This window comes from Gordonia liuliyuniae (genome assembly GCF_021739025.1).
GTDB classification, from domain to species: Bacteria; Actinomycetota; Actinomycetes; order Mycobacteriales; family Mycobacteriaceae; genus Gordonia; species Gordonia liuliyuniae.
The window spans coordinates 370,379-386,293 of sequence record NZ_JAKKOT010000007.1; the positions used below are offsets into that span (position 1 = coordinate 370,379).

A 15,915-nucleotide genomic window follows, 5' to 3' on the forward strand; every position below is an offset into this window, starting at 1 on the left:
CTGCAACGATGGACAGAACACGCAGGTAGAAACCGAATCGACCAGACAGTTGACCGTAGGTTCGAATCCTACGGGGGGCACAACGAAATCACAGGTCAGAGCGGTTTTACTCCGGTACTCGGGACGATGTGCCCATTGCGTTCCGCTCGATCGTGCTAGTCGAGCGAACTTCCTTTCCGCTGGTTGAGCGAACGAAGTGGGTAGACCCTATGCGTAAACAGGTGTCGCCATATCGTCGCTCACCGTCCGTCGGCTTCTCGCAAACCAACACCGCTGAGCGCCTGCGACCTCGCCACGGAGATGCCGCCACTGAGCGGTGTCGGTTTGCGCGCGTTCCAGGTCTGCCGGGAGGCCGACTGTCCGGTGGTCGTCCCCATGACGCTGGCGGACGTGGACTTCAGTCGACGTGATCCATCAGCGGCCGAGGCCACGCGTCGCATCTGTGTTCGGATAAGTCATCGACGTGACCTCGAACTGGGCTGGAACGTCGAACTCGGCGGCGACGCCGCCGCGGTCGAATGCCCCGAACTGGTGCGGCGATCCCCCCGCGCGTGGACGTCGCTCCGCGAAGCCCGGCGACGAATCGCCACGGCGGGCGCTCGAATCCGTCTGTCACAAGCCGCCCCCGGCCGGTGTCCTATGAATGCAAGGATGGACAAAGGTCAGGAGGACACAGTGAAGATCGTGGTTGCAGGAGCCGGATACGCGGGAACCGTTGCGGCGAACCGTTTGGCGCGCAAGCTAACCGATGCGCAGATCACCGTCGTGAACCCGAGCTCGGAGTTCGTCGAACGTGTCCGCCTGCACGAGTTGATCGCGGGCAGCGGCACCGCGACGCGGTCGCTGCGGGAGGTCCTCGACGACCGGATCGAACTGCGCATCGCAGCGATCGAGAAGGTCGGCGATGGTGTCCTCACCATGGCGGACGCCCAATCGCTCGAGTACGACAAGCTCGTCTACGCGGTCGGTAGCTCTAATCACGCGCCCGAGGGCACGTACGCGGTCGGTGGTCTCGACGCGGCGCGCGCGGCCCACGCGAAATTGGTCGAGCTCGACGCTGGGGCGACGGTGACCGTCGTCGGCGGAGGACTCACCGGACTGGAGGCCGCGTCCGAGGTCGTCACCGAACGGCCCGACCTGACTGTTCGTATCGTCAGCGACGAGTTCGGCGCATCGCTCAGCAGCCGCGCCCGCAGGCGCGTCCTCGACGTGCTGCGCGATCTCGGAGTCGACGTCGTCACCGGCGAGTGGACGCCCGAAGAGCCAGCCGCCCTGACCCTGTGGGCTGTCGCGGGCCAGGCCGATGGTCTCGCCGCGCGCAGCGGACTCGCGACCGACGCGGCAGGCCGGGTCGCCGTCGACGCCTGCTTGCGCAGCACCAGCAACCCGAACGTGTACGCGGTCGGCGACAGCGCAGCCGTCCCCGGCGCGCGGTTGAGCTGCCAGGCGGCCCTCCCGCAGGGCGCGGCCGCCGCCGACAACCTCGTACGGGATCTGACGGGCAGGACAGGCAAGCCGTTCTCGATGTCGTTCGTCGGACAGAATGTGTCGCTGGGCCGCTCGAACGGCGTCATCCAAGGCGCACACCGTAACGACGTCCCGACCCGAATCTGGTTCGGCGGCCGACCCGCCGCGTACTTCAAGGAACGAGTCTGCCGAGGCGCACTCTGGTCTGCGCGCACCGGACGAGCGGCGTCGTTCCCCGGGCCGAAGTGACCGGGCAGCACGACGCGCCTGACGACTTCGTGACCCACCGGGCGCTGTTGTTCTCGATCGCCTATGAGATCCTCGGATCGATCGCCGACGCTGAGGACGCGGTGTCCGAGAGCTGGATCCGGTGGCGCGACGTCGACCACGAGACGATCGAGAATCCGCGCGCCTACCTCGCTCGGATCGTCACCCGCCAGGCGTTGAACGCGGCACGCTCGGCGGGGCGACGCCGTGAAGACTATGTGGGCCCCTGGTTGCCCGAGCCGTTGGAAGAGCCCGTCAATGACGGACTCGACCATGTACTCACGGGCGAAGCCGTCACCACTGCGATGCTCCTCGTGTTGGAATCGCTCACGCCGACGGAGCGGGCCGTCTTCGTGCTTCGCGAGGTGTTCGACTTCGACTACCGCGAGATTGCGACGGCCGTCGACAAGTCCGAGAGTGCGGTCCGCCAGGTGGCGCATCGGGCTCGAAACCACGTGCGGGCTAGACGATCCGCGGCGGTCGCTGATCCGCCGCAAGCACAGTCCGTTGCCGAACGCTTCTTGATGAGCGCGGTGACCGGCGACATCCAGGGGCTGATGGATGTCCTCGCCCCGGGCGTGGTCTACCTCGGCGACGGCGGCGGCGTCGTCTCGGCGGCACGTCGACCGGTGGAGGGCGCCGATCACGTCGCACGCATGATCGCCGGCCTCTTCGCCAAGGGGACACAGCTCGGCGAACTCGGGTTCCGGGCGACTGTCGTCAACTCGATGCCCGCCGTCATCGTGTCCATCGACGGCGTCGTCGACAACGTCACGTGCGTCGAAGTCGTCGGCGAGCAGGTCACCGCCGTATACACGATCCGGAATCCGGAGAAGTTGGGGCGACTGAACGTGTGATTCGCGCCAGCACCTTTACCCTCGACACCATGACCGCACCGCACGCTCGAACCCTCGACCGCGACACCGTCCTCTGCATCTCTCTGGCGGCGCGACCCTCGAACATCGGGACCCGGTTTCACAACTACCTCTACAACCTTCTCGGGCTGAACTACGTCTATAAGGCGTTCGCGCCCGCCGACATCGCGGCCGCGGTGCAGGGCCTCCGCGGCCTGCCGATCCGTGGTGCGGCGGTGTCGATGCCGTACAAGGAGACGGTGATCGACCTCGTCGACGTCATGGAACAGTCGGCGGCGGCGATCGAATCGGTCAACACGATCGTCAACGACGACGGCGTCCTCCGTGCGTACAACACCGACTACCAGGCGGTCGCCGACTTGCTCGCGGCGTCGTCGTTCGACCGTGACGCGGCCGTCGCCGTCGCGGGCAGCGGAGGAATGGCGAAGGCCGTCGTCGCGGCACTGCGCGACACTGCGTTCACCGACGTCACCGTCGTGGCGCGCAATGCCGAGACCGGCCGCGCACTCGCCGACAAGTACGGGTTCGCCCATGTCGCCGAGCTCGGCGGCGTCCGGCCTGCCATTCTCGTGAACGCGACGCCGATCGGCATGGCGGTCGGCGCGGCGGAGTCCGAGCTGCCGTTCGCTCGGGAGGTCGTCGACGCCGCAGTAGGCGCGCTGGACGTGGTCGCGATGCCGCCGACCACTCCGCTCGTGCAAGCGATGCGGGCGCGTGGCGCCGAGGTGATCAGCGGCGACGCGGTGATCGCCGGACAGGCCGCAGCCCAGTTCGAGTTGTACACCGGCGTCACGCCGACCGCCGAACAGATTCGGGAGGCATCGGAGTACTCGCGAAAGTGACACCGGTATGGCCGGGCATGTCCGTACAGGAGGTTGTCCGCGCTGAGCGGTGTCACTTTGGGTGAGCCGAGTGCGCTTACACTCTTCGCATGCTCATCGCAGGCCTGGTCTTCGCGGCAGTGGCGGCCGCCATCCATGTGTTCATCTTCTATCTGGAGTCGATCGTCTGGACCACGCCGAAGGCGCGGTCCGTATTCGATACCACCGAGGCGGAGGCGGAGGTGACCAAACCCCTCGCGTTCAACCAGGGCTTCTACAACCTGTTCCTTGCGATCTCGATCGCTGTCGGAATCGTGCTCGTGGCTGTCGGGCAGGACGGAGTCGGTGCGACGCTCGTTCTCGCCGGTGCGGGCAGCATGGCTGCGGCTGGGCTCGTCCTGATGCTGTCGGACCGGTCGAAGACCCAGGCAGCGCTCACCCAACTCGTACCGCCTGCGATCGGCGTGATCCTCGTCGTGCTCGGAGTGCTGTGAGCGCGGGACCGGTCAAGGTTCTCGCCTTCGACACGTTCGGGACGGTCACTGACTGGCATACCGGCGTCACGAGAGTGCTGGCGAACGTCTTCCCCGACCTGGACCCGTCCGCACTGGCGCGCGCGTGGCGACGCCGGTACCCGCCTGCGATGGCCGAGGTAGAGGCAGGCAGTCGCCCGTGGACGTTGCTCGACGACCTGCAACGCGAGACGCTGACCGACCTCCTGGCGCGGGAGTACGACGTCGTCGCGACCGACCGGCAGCTCGACGAGGCGGTGCACGCGTGGCACGTGATCCCGGCGTGGCCAGACGCCTCGGAAGGGTTGCGGCGACTGAAGCAGAAGTACACGATCTGCGCGTTGAGCAACGGGAACGTGGCGCTCCTCAACGAGATGGCGAAGACGTCCGACCTGCCGTGGGACGTGATCGGCGGCTCCGATCTGTGGAGACACTACAAACCGGCGCGCGAGACTTACCTCGGCCTGGTCGAACTCCTGCAGGTGCAGCCGCACGAAGTGATGATGGTCGCCACCCATGCCACCGATCTCGCCGCTGCTCGTGGCTTCGGGTTGCAGACCGCCTACGTGGAACGGCCCCGCGAGTGGGGGCCGGAGGCGAAGGCTGCCGAGCCGAGTGGGTCCGACGTGTTCAACGTGCGCGGGATCGGCGAATTGGCGACCGCTCTCGGCTGCTGAGTCCGTCCGGACGGTGACGAATCCCGGCAGGTCAGGGACGATCCCGGCAGGTCAGTTCAGCGGTGCGTCGTTCGCAGGAAAGCGTCGACGTCGGCGGCGGTCGGCGCCGACGCGGCACCGCTGATCGTCGTCGCCAGCGCACCCGCGGCGTTGGCGCGAGCCAGTCGCTCGGCGGGCGGGAGATGCCATGAGGCGGCGAGCATCCCGGCGAACGCGTCGCCCGCACCGGTGGTGTCGGCGACGGCGACGGCGATCCCGTCGGCTCGGACGAGTCCGTCGGGACCGCGCAGTTCCGCGCCGTCGGCTCCCACGGTGGTGACGACGGTCCCGACACCGTCCAGCGGCGAGCGGAGGGCGTGTGCCTCGGCCCGGTTCACCACCGCGACGTCGATCAGCGGCCACAGATCGGCCGGGAGATCGATCACCGGCGACGGATTCAACATCGCCGTCGTACCGGCCTGCTGTGCGGCGCGGGCCGCGTCGAGCACCACCGGGACCGGGACTTCCAACTGCACCAGCAGGACGTCGGAGGCGGAGATCACACGGCGGTCCTCGTCCGACAGCGTGAGGAGCGAGTTCGCGCCCGGAACGACAACGATCGTGTTCTCGCCGTGGGTATCGACGGTGACGAGCGCGACACCCGTCTGCCCCGGGGCCCGAGACGCTCGGACGTGCACGTCGTTCGACAGTGCGGACATCACCCGATCCGCCGCATCGTCGTCGCCGACCGCCCCGATGAACGTCGCCGAGGCACCCGCCCGCGCTGCCGCGCGGGCCTGATTGGCACCCTTACCGCCTTGACCATAGGAGACCGCCGATCCGGGCACAGTGTCGCCGGGGCGAGGGAAGCGCTCACATGAGACGACCACATCGAGGTTGATGCTGCCGACAACGACGACGGAGGTCATAGAGCAACCGTAAGGGGTCTCGACTCCGCTCGACCAGCAGCGGTGGCGGCCGGATAGACTAAACCACCGTGACTCCCACCGAACTCGCCGCTCTGCTTCGCGCTGCGACCCAGAAGGTCTTCCAAGCCCATGACCTGGACGTCGACCTGATTCCCGACACGGTGGTCGTCGAGCGTCCGCGCAGTCCCGAACACGGTGACTACGCCACGAACATCGCACTCCAACTCGGCAAGAAGGCCGGGGTCAATCCGCGCGAACTGGCGACGTGGCTCGCCGAGGAGTTCGCCGCGGACGCAGGCATCGAATCGGCCGAGATCGCAGGACCAGGGTTCGTCAACCTGCGTCTGGCCGCGGCCGCACAGAACCAGACCGTCGCCACGGTCCTCGCCGAGCGTGACGCGTACGGGCGCGGCGACGAACTGAGCGCGCTGAACGTCAACCTCGAATTCGTGTCGGCCAACCCGACTGGCCCCATTCACCTCGGTGGAACCCGGTGGGCCGCAGTCGGAGACGCGCTCGGTCGTGTCCTCTCTGCGCGTGGTGCGACGGTCACCCGCGAGTACTACTTCAACGATCACGGCGAACAGATCAACCGGTTCGCACGGTCCCTGCTGGCAGCGGCCCTCGAGCAGCAGGCGCCCGAAGACGGATACGCGGGCGAGTACATCAAGGAGATCGCGGCCACCGTCGTCGCCGACAATCCCGGTGTTCTCGACCTCGCCGAAGACGACAGGCTCGAAACGTTCCGCGCCGACGGCGTCGAGTCGATGTTCGGACACATCAAGCGGACGCTCGCCGACTTCGGAACCGTGTTCGACGTCTACACGCACGAGAACTCGATGTTCGACCGCGGCCTCGTCGACGAGGCGATCGCCCAGCTCAAGGACAGCGACAACCTGTACGAGGCCGACGGTGCGTGGTGGCTGCGGTCCACCAACTACGGCGACGACAAGGACCGGGTGGTCCTCAAGAGCGACGGCAACGCCGCCTACATCGCGGGTGACATCGCCTACCTCAAGGACAAACACGATCGCGGCGCCAATCACCTGATCTACATGTTGGGCGCCGACCACCACGGATACGTCGTCCGGCTCAAGGCCGCGGCCGCCGCACTCGGCTACGATCCCGACTCGGTCGAGGTCCTCATCGGCCAGATGGTGAACCTCGTCAAGGACGGCAAGCCGGTGCGCATGAGCAAGCGGGCCGGCACAGTCATCACACTCGACGACCTCGTCGAGGCCGTCGGCGTCGATGCGGCGCGGTACGCGCTGATCCGGTCGTCGATCGACGTCAACATCGACATCGACCTCGACCTGTTGCGCAAGCAGTCGTCCGACAACCCGGTGTACTACGTCCAGTACGCGCACGCCCGACTGTCGGCGCTCGCGCGCAGCGCCGTCGAATTGGGACTTGCACCGTCCACCGACCACCTCGAACTGCTCGACGACGAGTCCGAAGGCGACCTGATCCGCACCATCGGCGACTTCTCGGACGTGGTCGCGACCGCGGCCACCCTCCGCGAGCCCCACCGCGTGTCGAGATATCTGGAGTCCCTCGCGGGCGCCTACCACCGCTTCTACTCGCGGTGTCGCGTCCTCCCGCAGGGCGACGAGGAGGCGACCGACGTCCACCGGGCGCGTCTGGCGCTGTGCGCGGCGACCCGTCAAGTACTCGCCAACGGCCTCGACCTGGTGGGCGTGAGCGCCCCGGAGCGTATGTGATGGCACATCCCGCAGGCCCCCGCCACGCCGACATCCTCGCCGCGCCGCACCTGGCCGAACGCCCCAACTCACCCGCCGAGCTAGCGGAGATTCCGACCAAGGTGTACCCGCGCGGCGCCGGGCGCACCGACGACGGGGCGGTCACGATCGGCGGCATCGCCGTCGACGAACTCGCCGACACCTACGGCACCCCGTTGTTCGTGTACGACGAGAACGACTTCCGGTCCCGCTGCGCCGACATGCAGGCGGCGTTCGGACCGCACGGTCGCGTGCACTACGCGTCGAAGGCATTCCTCTCGCTCGAAGTCGCACGGTGGGTGCAGTCCGAAGGGCTGTCGCTGGACGTGTGCACCGGGGGTGAACTCGCGATCGCGCTGCGCGCGGACTTCCCGGCCGAGCGGATCGCGATGCACGGCAACAACAAGAGCGAGGCCGAACTCGATTACGCGCTCGAATCGCGGATCGGACACATCGTCGTCGACTCGATGTTCGAGATCGAACGGCTCGACCGCCTGGCCGGTGCCCGTGGAATGGTCGCCGACGTTTTGATCCGTGTGACGCCGGGTGTCGAAGCGCACACCCACGAGTTCATCTCGACCGCGCACGAGGACCAGAAGTTCGGGTTCGCGTTGGCCGGCGGCATCGCTATGAACGCGATCCGGGAGGTGTTCGCGTCCGACAATCTGCGTCTGGTCGGTCTGCACAGCCATATCGGCTCGCAGATCTTCGAGATCGACGGCTTCGAACTCGCCGCGCATCGCGTCCTTGGGCTGCTCGCAGACGTCGTCGCCGAGTTCGGCGTCGAGAAGACCAAGCAGATCGAGGTCCTCGACCTCGGTGGCGGCCTCGGCATCTCGTACATCCCGTCGGAGGATCCGCCGCCGGTCGCCGACCTCGCCGCGTCGCTCGTGGAGATCGTGCGCCGCGAATCGGAACGACTGGGGCTCCCGATGCCGTCGATCGCCGTCGAGCCGGGCCGCGCCATCGCCGGTCCCGCAGGGGTCACCGTCTATCGTGTGGGCACCATTAAGGACGTCCAGCTCGACGGTGCGGCCACGCGCCGCTACGTCTCGGTCGACGGTGGCATGAGCGACAACATCCGCACCGTCCTGTACGACGCCGAATACGACGTCCGGCTCGCCAACCGGGTGTCCAACGCGCAAGCCGTCGTGTGTCGTGTGGTAGGCAAACACTGCGAGTCTGGTGACATCGTCGTCCGTGACTGCTGGCTCCCCGTCGATCTGATGCCGGGCGACCTGCTCGTGGTCGGCGCGACCGGTGCATACTGCTATTCAATGTCGAGCCGGTACAACATGGCGCCGCGTGCTGCGGTCGCCGCCGTGCACGACGGCGCGTCGCGGCTCATGCTGCGTCGCGAGACCGTGGAAGATTTCTTGAGCTTGGAGGTCCAGCCCTGATGGCCGCTACGTCACGTCGCCCGATCGGTGTCGCCGTCCTCGGGATGGGCAACGTCGGAACCGAGGTCGTTCGCAACCTCAACGACAAGGCCGCTGACCTGCAGGCGCGGGTCGGCGCGCCCGTCGAGTTGCGCGGGGTCGCCGTCCGCGATCTGGCACGTCCGCGCGGAGCCGTCGACTCGGCGGTCCTCACCGACGACGCCGAGTCGCTCGTGACCCGCGACGACATTGATGTGGTCGTGGAACTGATCGGCGGCATCGAACCGCCGCGCACGCTGATCCGTACTGCATTGCAGTCCGGAAAGTCGGTGATCACCGCCAACAAGGCGTTGATGGCTGTGCATTCGGGTGAGCTCTCCGAGGCCGCTGCCGCCAGCAACGTCGACCTCTACTTCGAAGCCGCCGTCGCGGGCGCGATCCCGGTGATCCGGCCGCTCACTCAGTCGTTGGCAGGCGATTCGGTGAACCGCGTGGCGGGCATCGTCAACGGTACGACCAACTACATCCTCTCGGAGATGGATGAGACCGGCGCCGCTTACGAGGACGTCCTCGCCGAAGCCGTGCGTCTGGGCTATGCCGAAGCCGACCCGACGGCAGACGTCGAAGGCCATGACGCGGCAGCGAAGGCCGCGATCCTGGCGTCGATTGCGTTCCACTCGCGAGTCACCGCGAACGACGTCTACTGCGAGGGGATCAGCGCGATCACCGCAGACGACCTCGCCGCTGCCAAGAAGTTCGACTGCACGGTGAAACTGCTGTCGATCTGCGAGCGTATCGAGGCCGACGGCGTCGAGAAGATCTCGGCGCGCGTCTACCCGGCTCTCATCCCGTTCGAGCATCCGCTCGCCACCGTCAACGGCGCGTTCAACGCCGTCGTCGTGGAAGCCGAGGATGCGGGACGCCTGATGTTCTACGGGCAGGGTGCAGGTGGTGCGCCGACCGCGTCCGCTGTCCTCGGCGACCTCGTCATGGCCGCCCGAAACCGGGTCAACGGCGGCCGCGGACCGTTGGAGTCGACGTACGCGTCGCTGCCGATCGCGCCGATCGACGACGTCCAGACCCGCTACTACGTCTCGATGAACGTCGCCGACAAGGCGGGCGTCCTCGAACAGGTCGCCGCCGAGTTCGCCAAGCGCTCGGTATCGATCGCCGCCGTCCGGCAGGAGGGCGCGGGCGAGTCCGCGCGGCTGATCGTCGTGACCCATCGTGCCTCCGACCGCGACCAGTCGGAGACCGTCGCCGCTATCGAGAAGATGGACTCCGTCATCAAGGTGTCCAGTGTGCTCCGACTGGAGGGAACCAATGACTGACTCCGCCTACCGACCCGTTCACCACGGTTGGCCCGGCCTCATCGAGGCCTACCGCGACCGCCTGCCCGTGGAGGACGGCTGGAAGGTCGTCACGCTTCACGAAGGCGCGACGCCGCTGGTGGCCGCGCCTGTGCTGTCCGAGCTCACCGGCTGCGACGTGTACCTGAAGGTCGAAGGCCTCAACCCGACGGGGTCGTTCAAGGATCGCGGCATGACGATGGCCGTGACGACCGCCGTGAACAACGGCAAGAAGGCCGTGCTGTGCGCGTCGACGGGCAACACGTCGGCGTCGGCGGCCGCCTATGCCACACGCGCAGGCATGACCTGTGCGGTCCTGATCCCCGAAGGCAAGATCGCGATGGGCAAGCTCGCTCAGGCGGTCATGCACGGAGCGCAGGTCATCCAGGTGCAGGGCAACTTCGACGACTGTCTCGAACTGGCTCGCAAGGTGACCGCGGAGTTCACCGAGATCGAACTCGTGAATTCGGTGAACCCGGCCCGCATCGAAGGTCAGAAGACCGCGTCGTTCGAGATCGTCGACGTCCTCGGCAAAGCCCCTGACGTCCACGCGCTCCCCGTCGGTAACGCAGGCAACATCACCGCGTACTGGAAGGGCTACAGCGAGTACTACGCGGACGGCATCATCGACGCACTTCCGCGCATGCTCGGCGTGCAGGCCGCAGGCGCGGCGCCTCTGGTCACCGGCGCGCCGGTCTCCGACCCGGAGACCATCGCGACGGCGATCCGCATCGGCTCGCCCGCGAGTTGGAATCAGGCCGTCACCGCCAAGGACGAGTCGAACGGACAGTTCCGAGCCGCGACGGACGAGAAGATCCTCGAGGCGTACCGACTGGTCGCGGGCAGGGAAGGCGTCTTCGTCGAGCCCGCGTCGGCGGCCAGCGTCGCCGGTCTGCTCGCTGCTCACGAGGAGGGCTGGGTCGAAGCCGGTTCGACCGTCGTGTGCACGGTGACGGGCAACGGGCTGAAGGACCCCGACACCGCGCTGCTCGATCTACCTGCGGTCGATGCGATCCCCGTCGATCCGGTCGCGGTCGCACGCGCACTGGGCGTCAGCTGACGGGCATGAGTAACGCTGTGAGTACTGCGTCATCGCTCGGAGCGCCGGACGCCGAGATCGTTCTCGCCGAGGGCACCACCGTGCGTGTGCGGGTGCCGGGGTCGAGCGCCAACCTCGGACCCGGCTTCGACTGCCTCGGACTGGCTCTCGGCCTGTACGACGAGATCCAGGTGACGGTCGCGGCGGCGGGCGTCGTCGTGGCCGTCGACGGTGAGTCGGCGGGTGAGGTGCCGACCGACGAGCGTCACCTCGTCGCGCGCGCTGTGGTCCGCGGTCTCGAGTTCGCAGGCGTCGCAGCACCCGGCATCGCGTTGGCGTGCGTCAACGCCATCCCGCATTCGCGCGGTCTCGGATCGTCGGCGGCCGCGGTGGTCGGCGGTCTCGCGGCGGCGTCAGCGTTGGTCGCCGCAGACGGCAGGCGTCCCGCGCTCACCGAGAGCGAACTGGTACAGCTCTCCAGCGAGTTCGAAGGACACCCCGACAACGCGGCGGCATCGGTCCTCGGGGCCGGAGTCGTCACGTGGACGCGCGGGGGCAGCGAATACTTCGCGCGTCGACTCGATCTGCACGCGGACATCCGTGCGACGTCGTTCATCCCGCAGACGCAGTCGTCGACGGCGCATACGCGCGGTCTGCTGCCCGATGCCGTCCCGCGCACGGACGCCGTGTTCAACGTCAGCCGTTCGGCGCTCGGGGTCGTCGCGTTGACGAGCGACCCGACGTGTCTGGTGGACGCGACGCTCGATCGTCTGCACCAGCCGTACCGCGCCGAAGCGATGCCTGCCACGAACGGCCTGATGCAGGCTCTGCGGGAGCGCGGACACGCAGCGACTGTCTCCGGTGCAGGGCCATCGGTGCTGGTCATCGGCACCGTCGACCTCGGTGACGACGAGGCTCGACTGGCCACCGAGTTCGGATTCGAGATGGTGGCGCTGCCGATCGCGGGCGGCGTGGAAGTGATTCGGTAGCAGGGTTCCGTGCCAGTCGGGTTACCCGGTGGTACGCTATAGTCGCTCCGCCGTGAAGGTCACGATCTAGTGCCTTTATTCTTCCGGCCGCTAAGGACTTCTTCCAACATCGGTCGCCACCGGCGAAGTGATGAGATGACATGCTCCCCGCTCGCTGATGAGCGGACGCCCCGGCCTCTGGTGTCGGGGAACGAAAGGAATTCCGTGACCGAAACGGACCTGCAGACTCCCAAGCGCGCTCGGACCGGGTTGTCGGCGATGCTGCTGCCCGAACTCCGCTCGCTCGCTGGTGAGTTGGGCATCAAGGGCACGTCGGGCATGCGTAAGGGCGATCTGATCGACGTGATCAGGACCCACCAACAGGGTGGGGGACCCCGCAACGCTCCGGCGGCCAAGGCCAAGGCTGCTCCGACCGAGGCAGCGGTGGCCGCGAAGACCGCCGACCTCGAGGCCCCGAAGCGCGATGTCCCGAAGCGCGACGCACCGAAGCGCGAGGCCCCGAAGCGCGAGGCGGACAACGCGGCCCCGACGACAGACAGTGCTCAGAAAACCGATCAGGGTTCGAACACTGATCAGGGTACGAGGGCTGATCAGGGTACGAGGGCCGACGAGGCTCAGGGCGGCGGGAAGTCGGAGAGCGACAACGCGGGCGACCAGCCGCGCGGCAACCGCGACCGTAACCGCAACCGCAACCGCGGCGACCGCGATCGCGGCGGTAACCAGGGCGGACAGAACAACCAGGGTGGCCAGAACAACCAGGGCGGCCAGCGCCAGGGCGAGTCGAAGCAGGGCGAGCAGGGCGAGAAGCAGTCCGGCGACAAGCAGTCGGGCGAGAAGAATGCCGGCGACAAGTCGCAGGGCGACCGCAACCAGCGCGGTAATCAGAACCAGGGTGGCAACAACAACCAGGGTGGCCGCAACAACCAGAACAACAACGACGACGACGGTGACGGCGACGGTCGTCGCCGCGGGCGTCGATTCCGAGAGCGCCGTCGTGGACGTGACCGCGGCGGCGACGGCGGGGGTGAGCCGCAGGTCAACGAGGGCGACACCGTCGTCCCGGTCGCAGGCATTCTCGACGTCCTCGACAACTACGCGTTCGTCCGCACGTCGGGCTATCTCGCGGGCTCGAACGATGTCTATGTCTCGATGAATCTGGTGCGCCGCAACGGCTTGCGTCGCGGCGACGCCATCACCGGTGCTGTCAAGGTGCCGCGCGAGGGCGAGAGCCAGGGCCAGGGAAACCAGCGCCAGAAGTTCAACCCGCTCGTTCGTTTGGACACCGTGAACGGTGCCGACGTCGAATCCGCGCGGAACCGTCCTGACTTCAACAAACTGACTCCGCTCTACCCGAACCAGCGGCTGCGTCTGGAGACGACGCCGGACCGGCTGTCGACGCGCGTGATCGACCTGATCATGCCGATCGGCAAAGGCCAGCGCGCCTTGATCGTCTCCCCGCCGAAGGCGGGCAAGACGACCATCCTGCAGGACATCGCGAACGCGATCTCGACCAACAACCCGGAATGCCACCTCATGGTGGTGCTCGTCGACGAGCGTCCGGAAGAGGTCACCGACATGCAGCGGTCGGTGAAGGGCGAGGTCATCGCGTCGACCTTCGACCGTCCGCCGTCAGATCACACCAGCGTCGCCGAACTCGCCATCGAGCGCGCGAAGCGCCTCGTGGAAGGCGGCCAGGACGTGGTCGTGCTCCTCGACTCGATCACCCGCCTGGGCCGCGCGTACAACAACGCGTCGCCGGCCTCCGGCCGCATCCTGTCCGGTGGTGTCGACTCGACGGCGCTGTACCCGCCGAAGCGCTTCCTCGGCGCGGCCCGCAACATCGAGAACGGCGGCTCGCTGACCATCATCGCTTCGGCCCTGGTGGAGACCGGCTCGACCGGTGACACCGTGATCTTCGAAGAGTTCAAGGGCACCGGCAACGCCGAGCTCAAACTCGATCGCAAGATCTCCGAGCGTCGTGTGTTCCCGGCCGTCGACGTCAACTTGTCGAGCACGCGCAAAGACGAGCTCCTGCTGTCGCCCGACGAGTTCGCGATCGTGCACAAGCTGCGTCGCCTGCTGTCTGGCCTCGATTCGCAGGCCGCGATCGACCTGCTCGTCTCGCAGCTCAAGAAGTCGCGCAGCAACGTCGAGTTCCTGATGCAGGTGAGTAAGAACGCTCCCGGCGTCGTGAACGGGGACTAGGAACGTAGTTCACGCCCAGGGCAGCACGATTACGCTCAGGCCCCACACCTGAGCACATACTTCTGCCCTGGGCGCGAGCATTCCTGCCCTGGGCGCGAAACTTCTGCTAGTAGACGTCGCGGAGGTAGCGGCCTTCGGCGCGGAGACGTTCGAGGAATGCGCGCGCGGACTCCTCGTCGTGGTCGCCGTATTCGGCGATGATGGCGGCAAGCGCGTCTTCCACGTCGCCAGCCATGCGGTCGGCGTCACCGCACACGTAGACGACGGCGCCGTCGCGCAGCCACGTGTACAACTCTTGGCCGTGGCCGCCCATCAGATGGCTCACGTACTGCTTGGTCTCCTGTTCGCGCGAGAACGCGACGTCGAGCCGGTCGAGGCTGCCGTCGGCGTGCAGGCCGAGAAGTTCGTCGCGGTAGAGAAAGTCCTGATCACGGTGGCGGGCGCCGTGGAACAGCCAGTTGCGGCCCGACCCGTCGCTGCCCGCACGCTCGTGCACGAAGGCGCGGAACGGTGCGACACCGGTGCCCGGCCCGATCATGATGATGTCGGTGTCGGGTTCCGGGAGACGGAACGACTTGTTGGGCGTCACATAGATGCCGACGGTATCGCCGGGCTCCACGCGGTCTGCGAGGAACGCCGACGCGGCGCCGTGTCGGTCGCGGCCGTCGCCCCACTCAGCGGTCGCGTAGTGGCGAACGGTGGCCGGAGTCAGGTGCAGAGTTCCTCCGTGCACGGAGGGGGACGACGAGATCGAATAGGTGCGCGCGGTCAGCGGCTTCAACTCGGCGAGGAACGCCTCCGGCGTCGGGTGCCATCCGTCGTCGAGATTCAACAGGTCGAGGACGTCACGGCCACGCGCCCACGCCTCGAGTTCGGCGCGCTCGCCCGCGAGCAGGGCGGCGACCTCGGCGTGTCCGCGAGCGTTGGCGAGATGGTCGAGCAGATACGGTGACACCGACGTGATCTCGAAACCGTGCGTCAACGCCTGCGCGAGAGAGCGCTCGCCCTTGCGGTCGGCGATGACGGTGTCAGCGGGCACCCCGAGCCGCTCGATGAGGGCCGCGACGAGCGCGGGCTCGTTGGCCGGGGTCACGTTCACCGCGTCGCCCGGCAGATACTCCAGCCCCGATCCCTCGATGTCGAGGACGAGGTGCCGGACCTCCTTGGTGCTGCCCGGCGCGGTCAGCAACGCGTTCTCGACGACCGTCGCCGGGAACGGGTTGCGGCGTGACCAGCGGGGGCGCTTGGCCGCACGAGACTTCTGATTGGTGGAGGTGGCTTCGGTCATGATCTCTAGGTTAGGCCCGCCAAACTCAGGCGGGGAAACCCGGCGTCGAGTACACGGATTCGCCGCGAGCGGAGCGGCTATGGAATAATCGATCGGTCAGTCCGGTTCCGGTTCACACCGAAGCATTTCGCCCGGTGACCCGGCGACCACATTCGAAAGGGACGAGAATGAAGCAGGGTATCCACCCCGATTACGAGGTGACCGTCGTCAACTGCGGTTGCGGCAACGAGTTCACCACGCGCAGCACCGCCAAGGGCGGCCACATCTCCGTGGAAGTCTGCTCGCAGTGCCACCCGTTCTACACCGGCAAGCAGAAGATCCTCGACACCGGTGGTCGTGTGGCTCGCTTCGAGAAGCGTTACGGCAAGCGCGCCAAGTAGCTCGCCTACGACGCCCGGCT

The 15,915-nt window shown here is 67.3% G+C and carries 14 protein-coding genes; 12 read left to right on the forward strand and 2 right to left on the reverse strand.

Annotated elements, in window-relative coordinates; translation table 11 throughout:
* Window positions 1-675: 675 nt before the first annotated feature.
* The 5 genes from L5G28_RS17020 (at window position 676) to L5G28_RS17040 (ending at window position 4,619) form a co-directional block, all read left to right on the forward strand.
* Window positions 676-1,716, forward strand: a complete 1,041-nt coding sequence (locus L5G28_RS17020) for an NAD(P)/FAD-dependent oxidoreductase (RefSeq protein ID WP_237002555.1) — start codon at window positions 676-678, stop codon at window positions 1,714-1,716.
* The gene (locus L5G28_RS17025; protein ID WP_237002556.1) at window positions 1,713-2,591 is read left to right on the forward strand and encodes an RNA polymerase sigma-70 factor; all 879 of its coding nucleotides are present in this window, start codon (window positions 1,713-1,715) and stop codon (window positions 2,589-2,591) included. Before L5G28_RS17020 ends, L5G28_RS17025 begins: the two co-directional genes overlap by 4 nt.
* A 29-nt stretch (window positions 2,592-2,620) precedes the next feature.
* Window positions 2,621-3,451, forward strand: coding sequence for a shikimate 5-dehydrogenase (locus L5G28_RS17030; RefSeq protein WP_236999435.1), 831 nt, complete (start codon window positions 2,621-2,623; stop codon window positions 3,449-3,451).
* 89 nt (window positions 3,452-3,540) lie between these two features.
* A complete protein-coding gene (locus L5G28_RS17035) occupies window positions 3,541-3,924 on the forward strand; it encodes a DUF1304 domain-containing protein (RefSeq protein ID WP_236999434.1) in 384 nt (127 codons plus the stop codon).
* Window positions 3,921-4,619 (forward strand): haloacid dehalogenase type II, encoded by a 699-nt coding sequence (locus tag L5G28_RS17040; protein ID WP_236999433.1) that lies wholly within the window; start codon window positions 3,921-3,923, stop codon window positions 4,617-4,619. Before L5G28_RS17035 ends, L5G28_RS17040 begins: the two co-directional genes overlap by 4 nt.
* A 56-nt stretch (window positions 4,620-4,675) precedes the next feature.
* Here the strand turns inward: L5G28_RS17040 and L5G28_RS17045 are convergent, their stop codons facing one another.
* The gene (locus L5G28_RS17045) at window positions 4,676-5,527 is read right to left on the reverse strand and encodes a PfkB family carbohydrate kinase (RefSeq protein ID WP_237002557.1); all 852 of its coding nucleotides are present in this window, start codon (window positions 5,525-5,527) and stop codon (window positions 4,676-4,678) included.
* 68 nt (window positions 5,528-5,595) lie between these two features.
* Between L5G28_RS17045 and argS the strand changes: the two genes are divergently transcribed.
* The 6 genes from argS (at window position 5,596) to rho (ending at window position 14,227) form a co-directional block, all read left to right on the forward strand.
* Window positions 5,596-7,248 (forward strand): arginine--tRNA ligase, encoded by a 1,653-nt coding sequence (gene argS / locus L5G28_RS17050; protein WP_237002558.1) that lies wholly within the window; start codon window positions 5,596-5,598, stop codon window positions 7,246-7,248.
* The gene (gene lysA / locus L5G28_RS17055; protein WP_237002559.1) at window positions 7,245-8,666 is read left to right on the forward strand and encodes a diaminopimelate decarboxylase; all 1,422 of its coding nucleotides are present in this window, start codon (window positions 7,245-7,247) and stop codon (window positions 8,664-8,666) included. The genes argS and lysA overlap by 4 nt, the downstream gene beginning before the upstream one ends.
* Window positions 8,666-9,976, forward strand: a complete 1,311-nt coding sequence (locus L5G28_RS17060; RefSeq protein ID WP_236999429.1) for a homoserine dehydrogenase — start codon at window positions 8,666-8,668, stop codon at window positions 9,974-9,976. Before lysA ends, L5G28_RS17060 begins: the two co-directional genes overlap by 1 nt.
* Entirely contained in the window at window positions 9,969-11,054 is a 1,086-nt protein-coding gene (gene thrC, locus L5G28_RS17065) for a threonine synthase (RefSeq protein WP_237002560.1), read from the forward strand. The genes L5G28_RS17060 and thrC overlap by 8 nt, the downstream gene beginning before the upstream one ends.
* Before the next feature lie 5 nt (window positions 11,055-11,059).
* Entirely contained in the window at window positions 11,060-12,022 is a 963-nt protein-coding gene (gene thrB / locus L5G28_RS17070; RefSeq protein WP_237002561.1) for a homoserine kinase, read from the forward strand.
* Between the two features lie 258 nt (window positions 12,023-12,280).
* Window positions 12,281-14,227, forward strand: a complete 1,947-nt coding sequence (gene rho, locus L5G28_RS17075; protein ID WP_237002602.1) for a transcription termination factor Rho — start codon at window positions 12,281-12,283, stop codon at window positions 14,225-14,227.
* Window positions 14,228-14,333: 106 nt separating this feature from the next.
* On the opposite strand, the gene L5G28_RS17080 is transcribed toward rho, so the two are convergent.
* A complete protein-coding gene (locus tag L5G28_RS17080) occupies window positions 14,334-15,515 on the reverse strand; it encodes a diflavin oxidoreductase (protein ID WP_237002562.1) in 1,182 nt (393 codons plus the stop codon).
* A 167-nt stretch (window positions 15,516-15,682) separates the two neighbouring features.
* Here L5G28_RS17080 and rpmE point away from each other — a divergent pair, with 167 nt between their 5' ends.
* A complete protein-coding gene (rpmE, locus tag L5G28_RS17085; RefSeq protein WP_237002563.1) occupies window positions 15,683-15,895 on the forward strand; it encodes a 50S ribosomal protein L31 in 213 nt (70 codons plus the stop codon).
* The last annotated feature ends 20 nt before the right edge of the window (window positions 15,896-15,915 follow it).

What these genes read in the sequence shown, in the direction of transcription:
- L5G28_RS17030 (WP_236999435.1), top strand. Translation starts at nt 2,621, where the DNA reads ATGACCGCACCGCACGCTCGAACCCTCGACCGCGACACCGTCCTCTGC.
- L5G28_RS17035 (WP_236999434.1), top strand. Translation starts at nt 3,541, where the DNA reads ATGCTCATCGCAGGCCTGGTCTTCGCGGCAGTGGCGGCCGCCATCCAT.
- L5G28_RS17045 (WP_237002557.1), bottom strand. Translation starts at nt 5,527, where the DNA reads ATGACCTCCGTCGTCGTTGTCGGCAGCATCAACCTCGATGTGGTCGTC.
- L5G28_RS17060 (WP_236999429.1), top strand. Translation starts at nt 8,666, where the DNA reads ATGGCCGCTACGTCACGTCGCCCGATCGGTGTCGCCGTCCTCGGGATG.
- thrC (WP_237002560.1), top strand. Translation starts at nt 9,969, where the DNA reads ATGACTGACTCCGCCTACCGACCCGTTCACCACGGTTGGCCCGGCCTC.
- thrB (WP_237002561.1), top strand. Translation starts at nt 11,060, where the DNA reads ATGAGTAACGCTGTGAGTACTGCGTCATCGCTCGGAGCGCCGGACGCC.
- rho (WP_237002602.1), top strand. Translation starts at nt 12,281, where the DNA reads ATGCTGCTGCCCGAACTCCGCTCGCTCGCTGGTGAGTTGGGCATCAAG.
- L5G28_RS17080 (WP_237002562.1), bottom strand. Translation starts at nt 15,515, where the DNA reads ATGACCGAAGCCACCTCCACCAATCAGAAGTCTCGTGCGGCCAAGCGC.
- rpmE (WP_237002563.1), top strand. Translation starts at nt 15,683, where the DNA reads ATGAAGCAGGGTATCCACCCCGATTACGAGGTGACCGTCGTCAACTGC.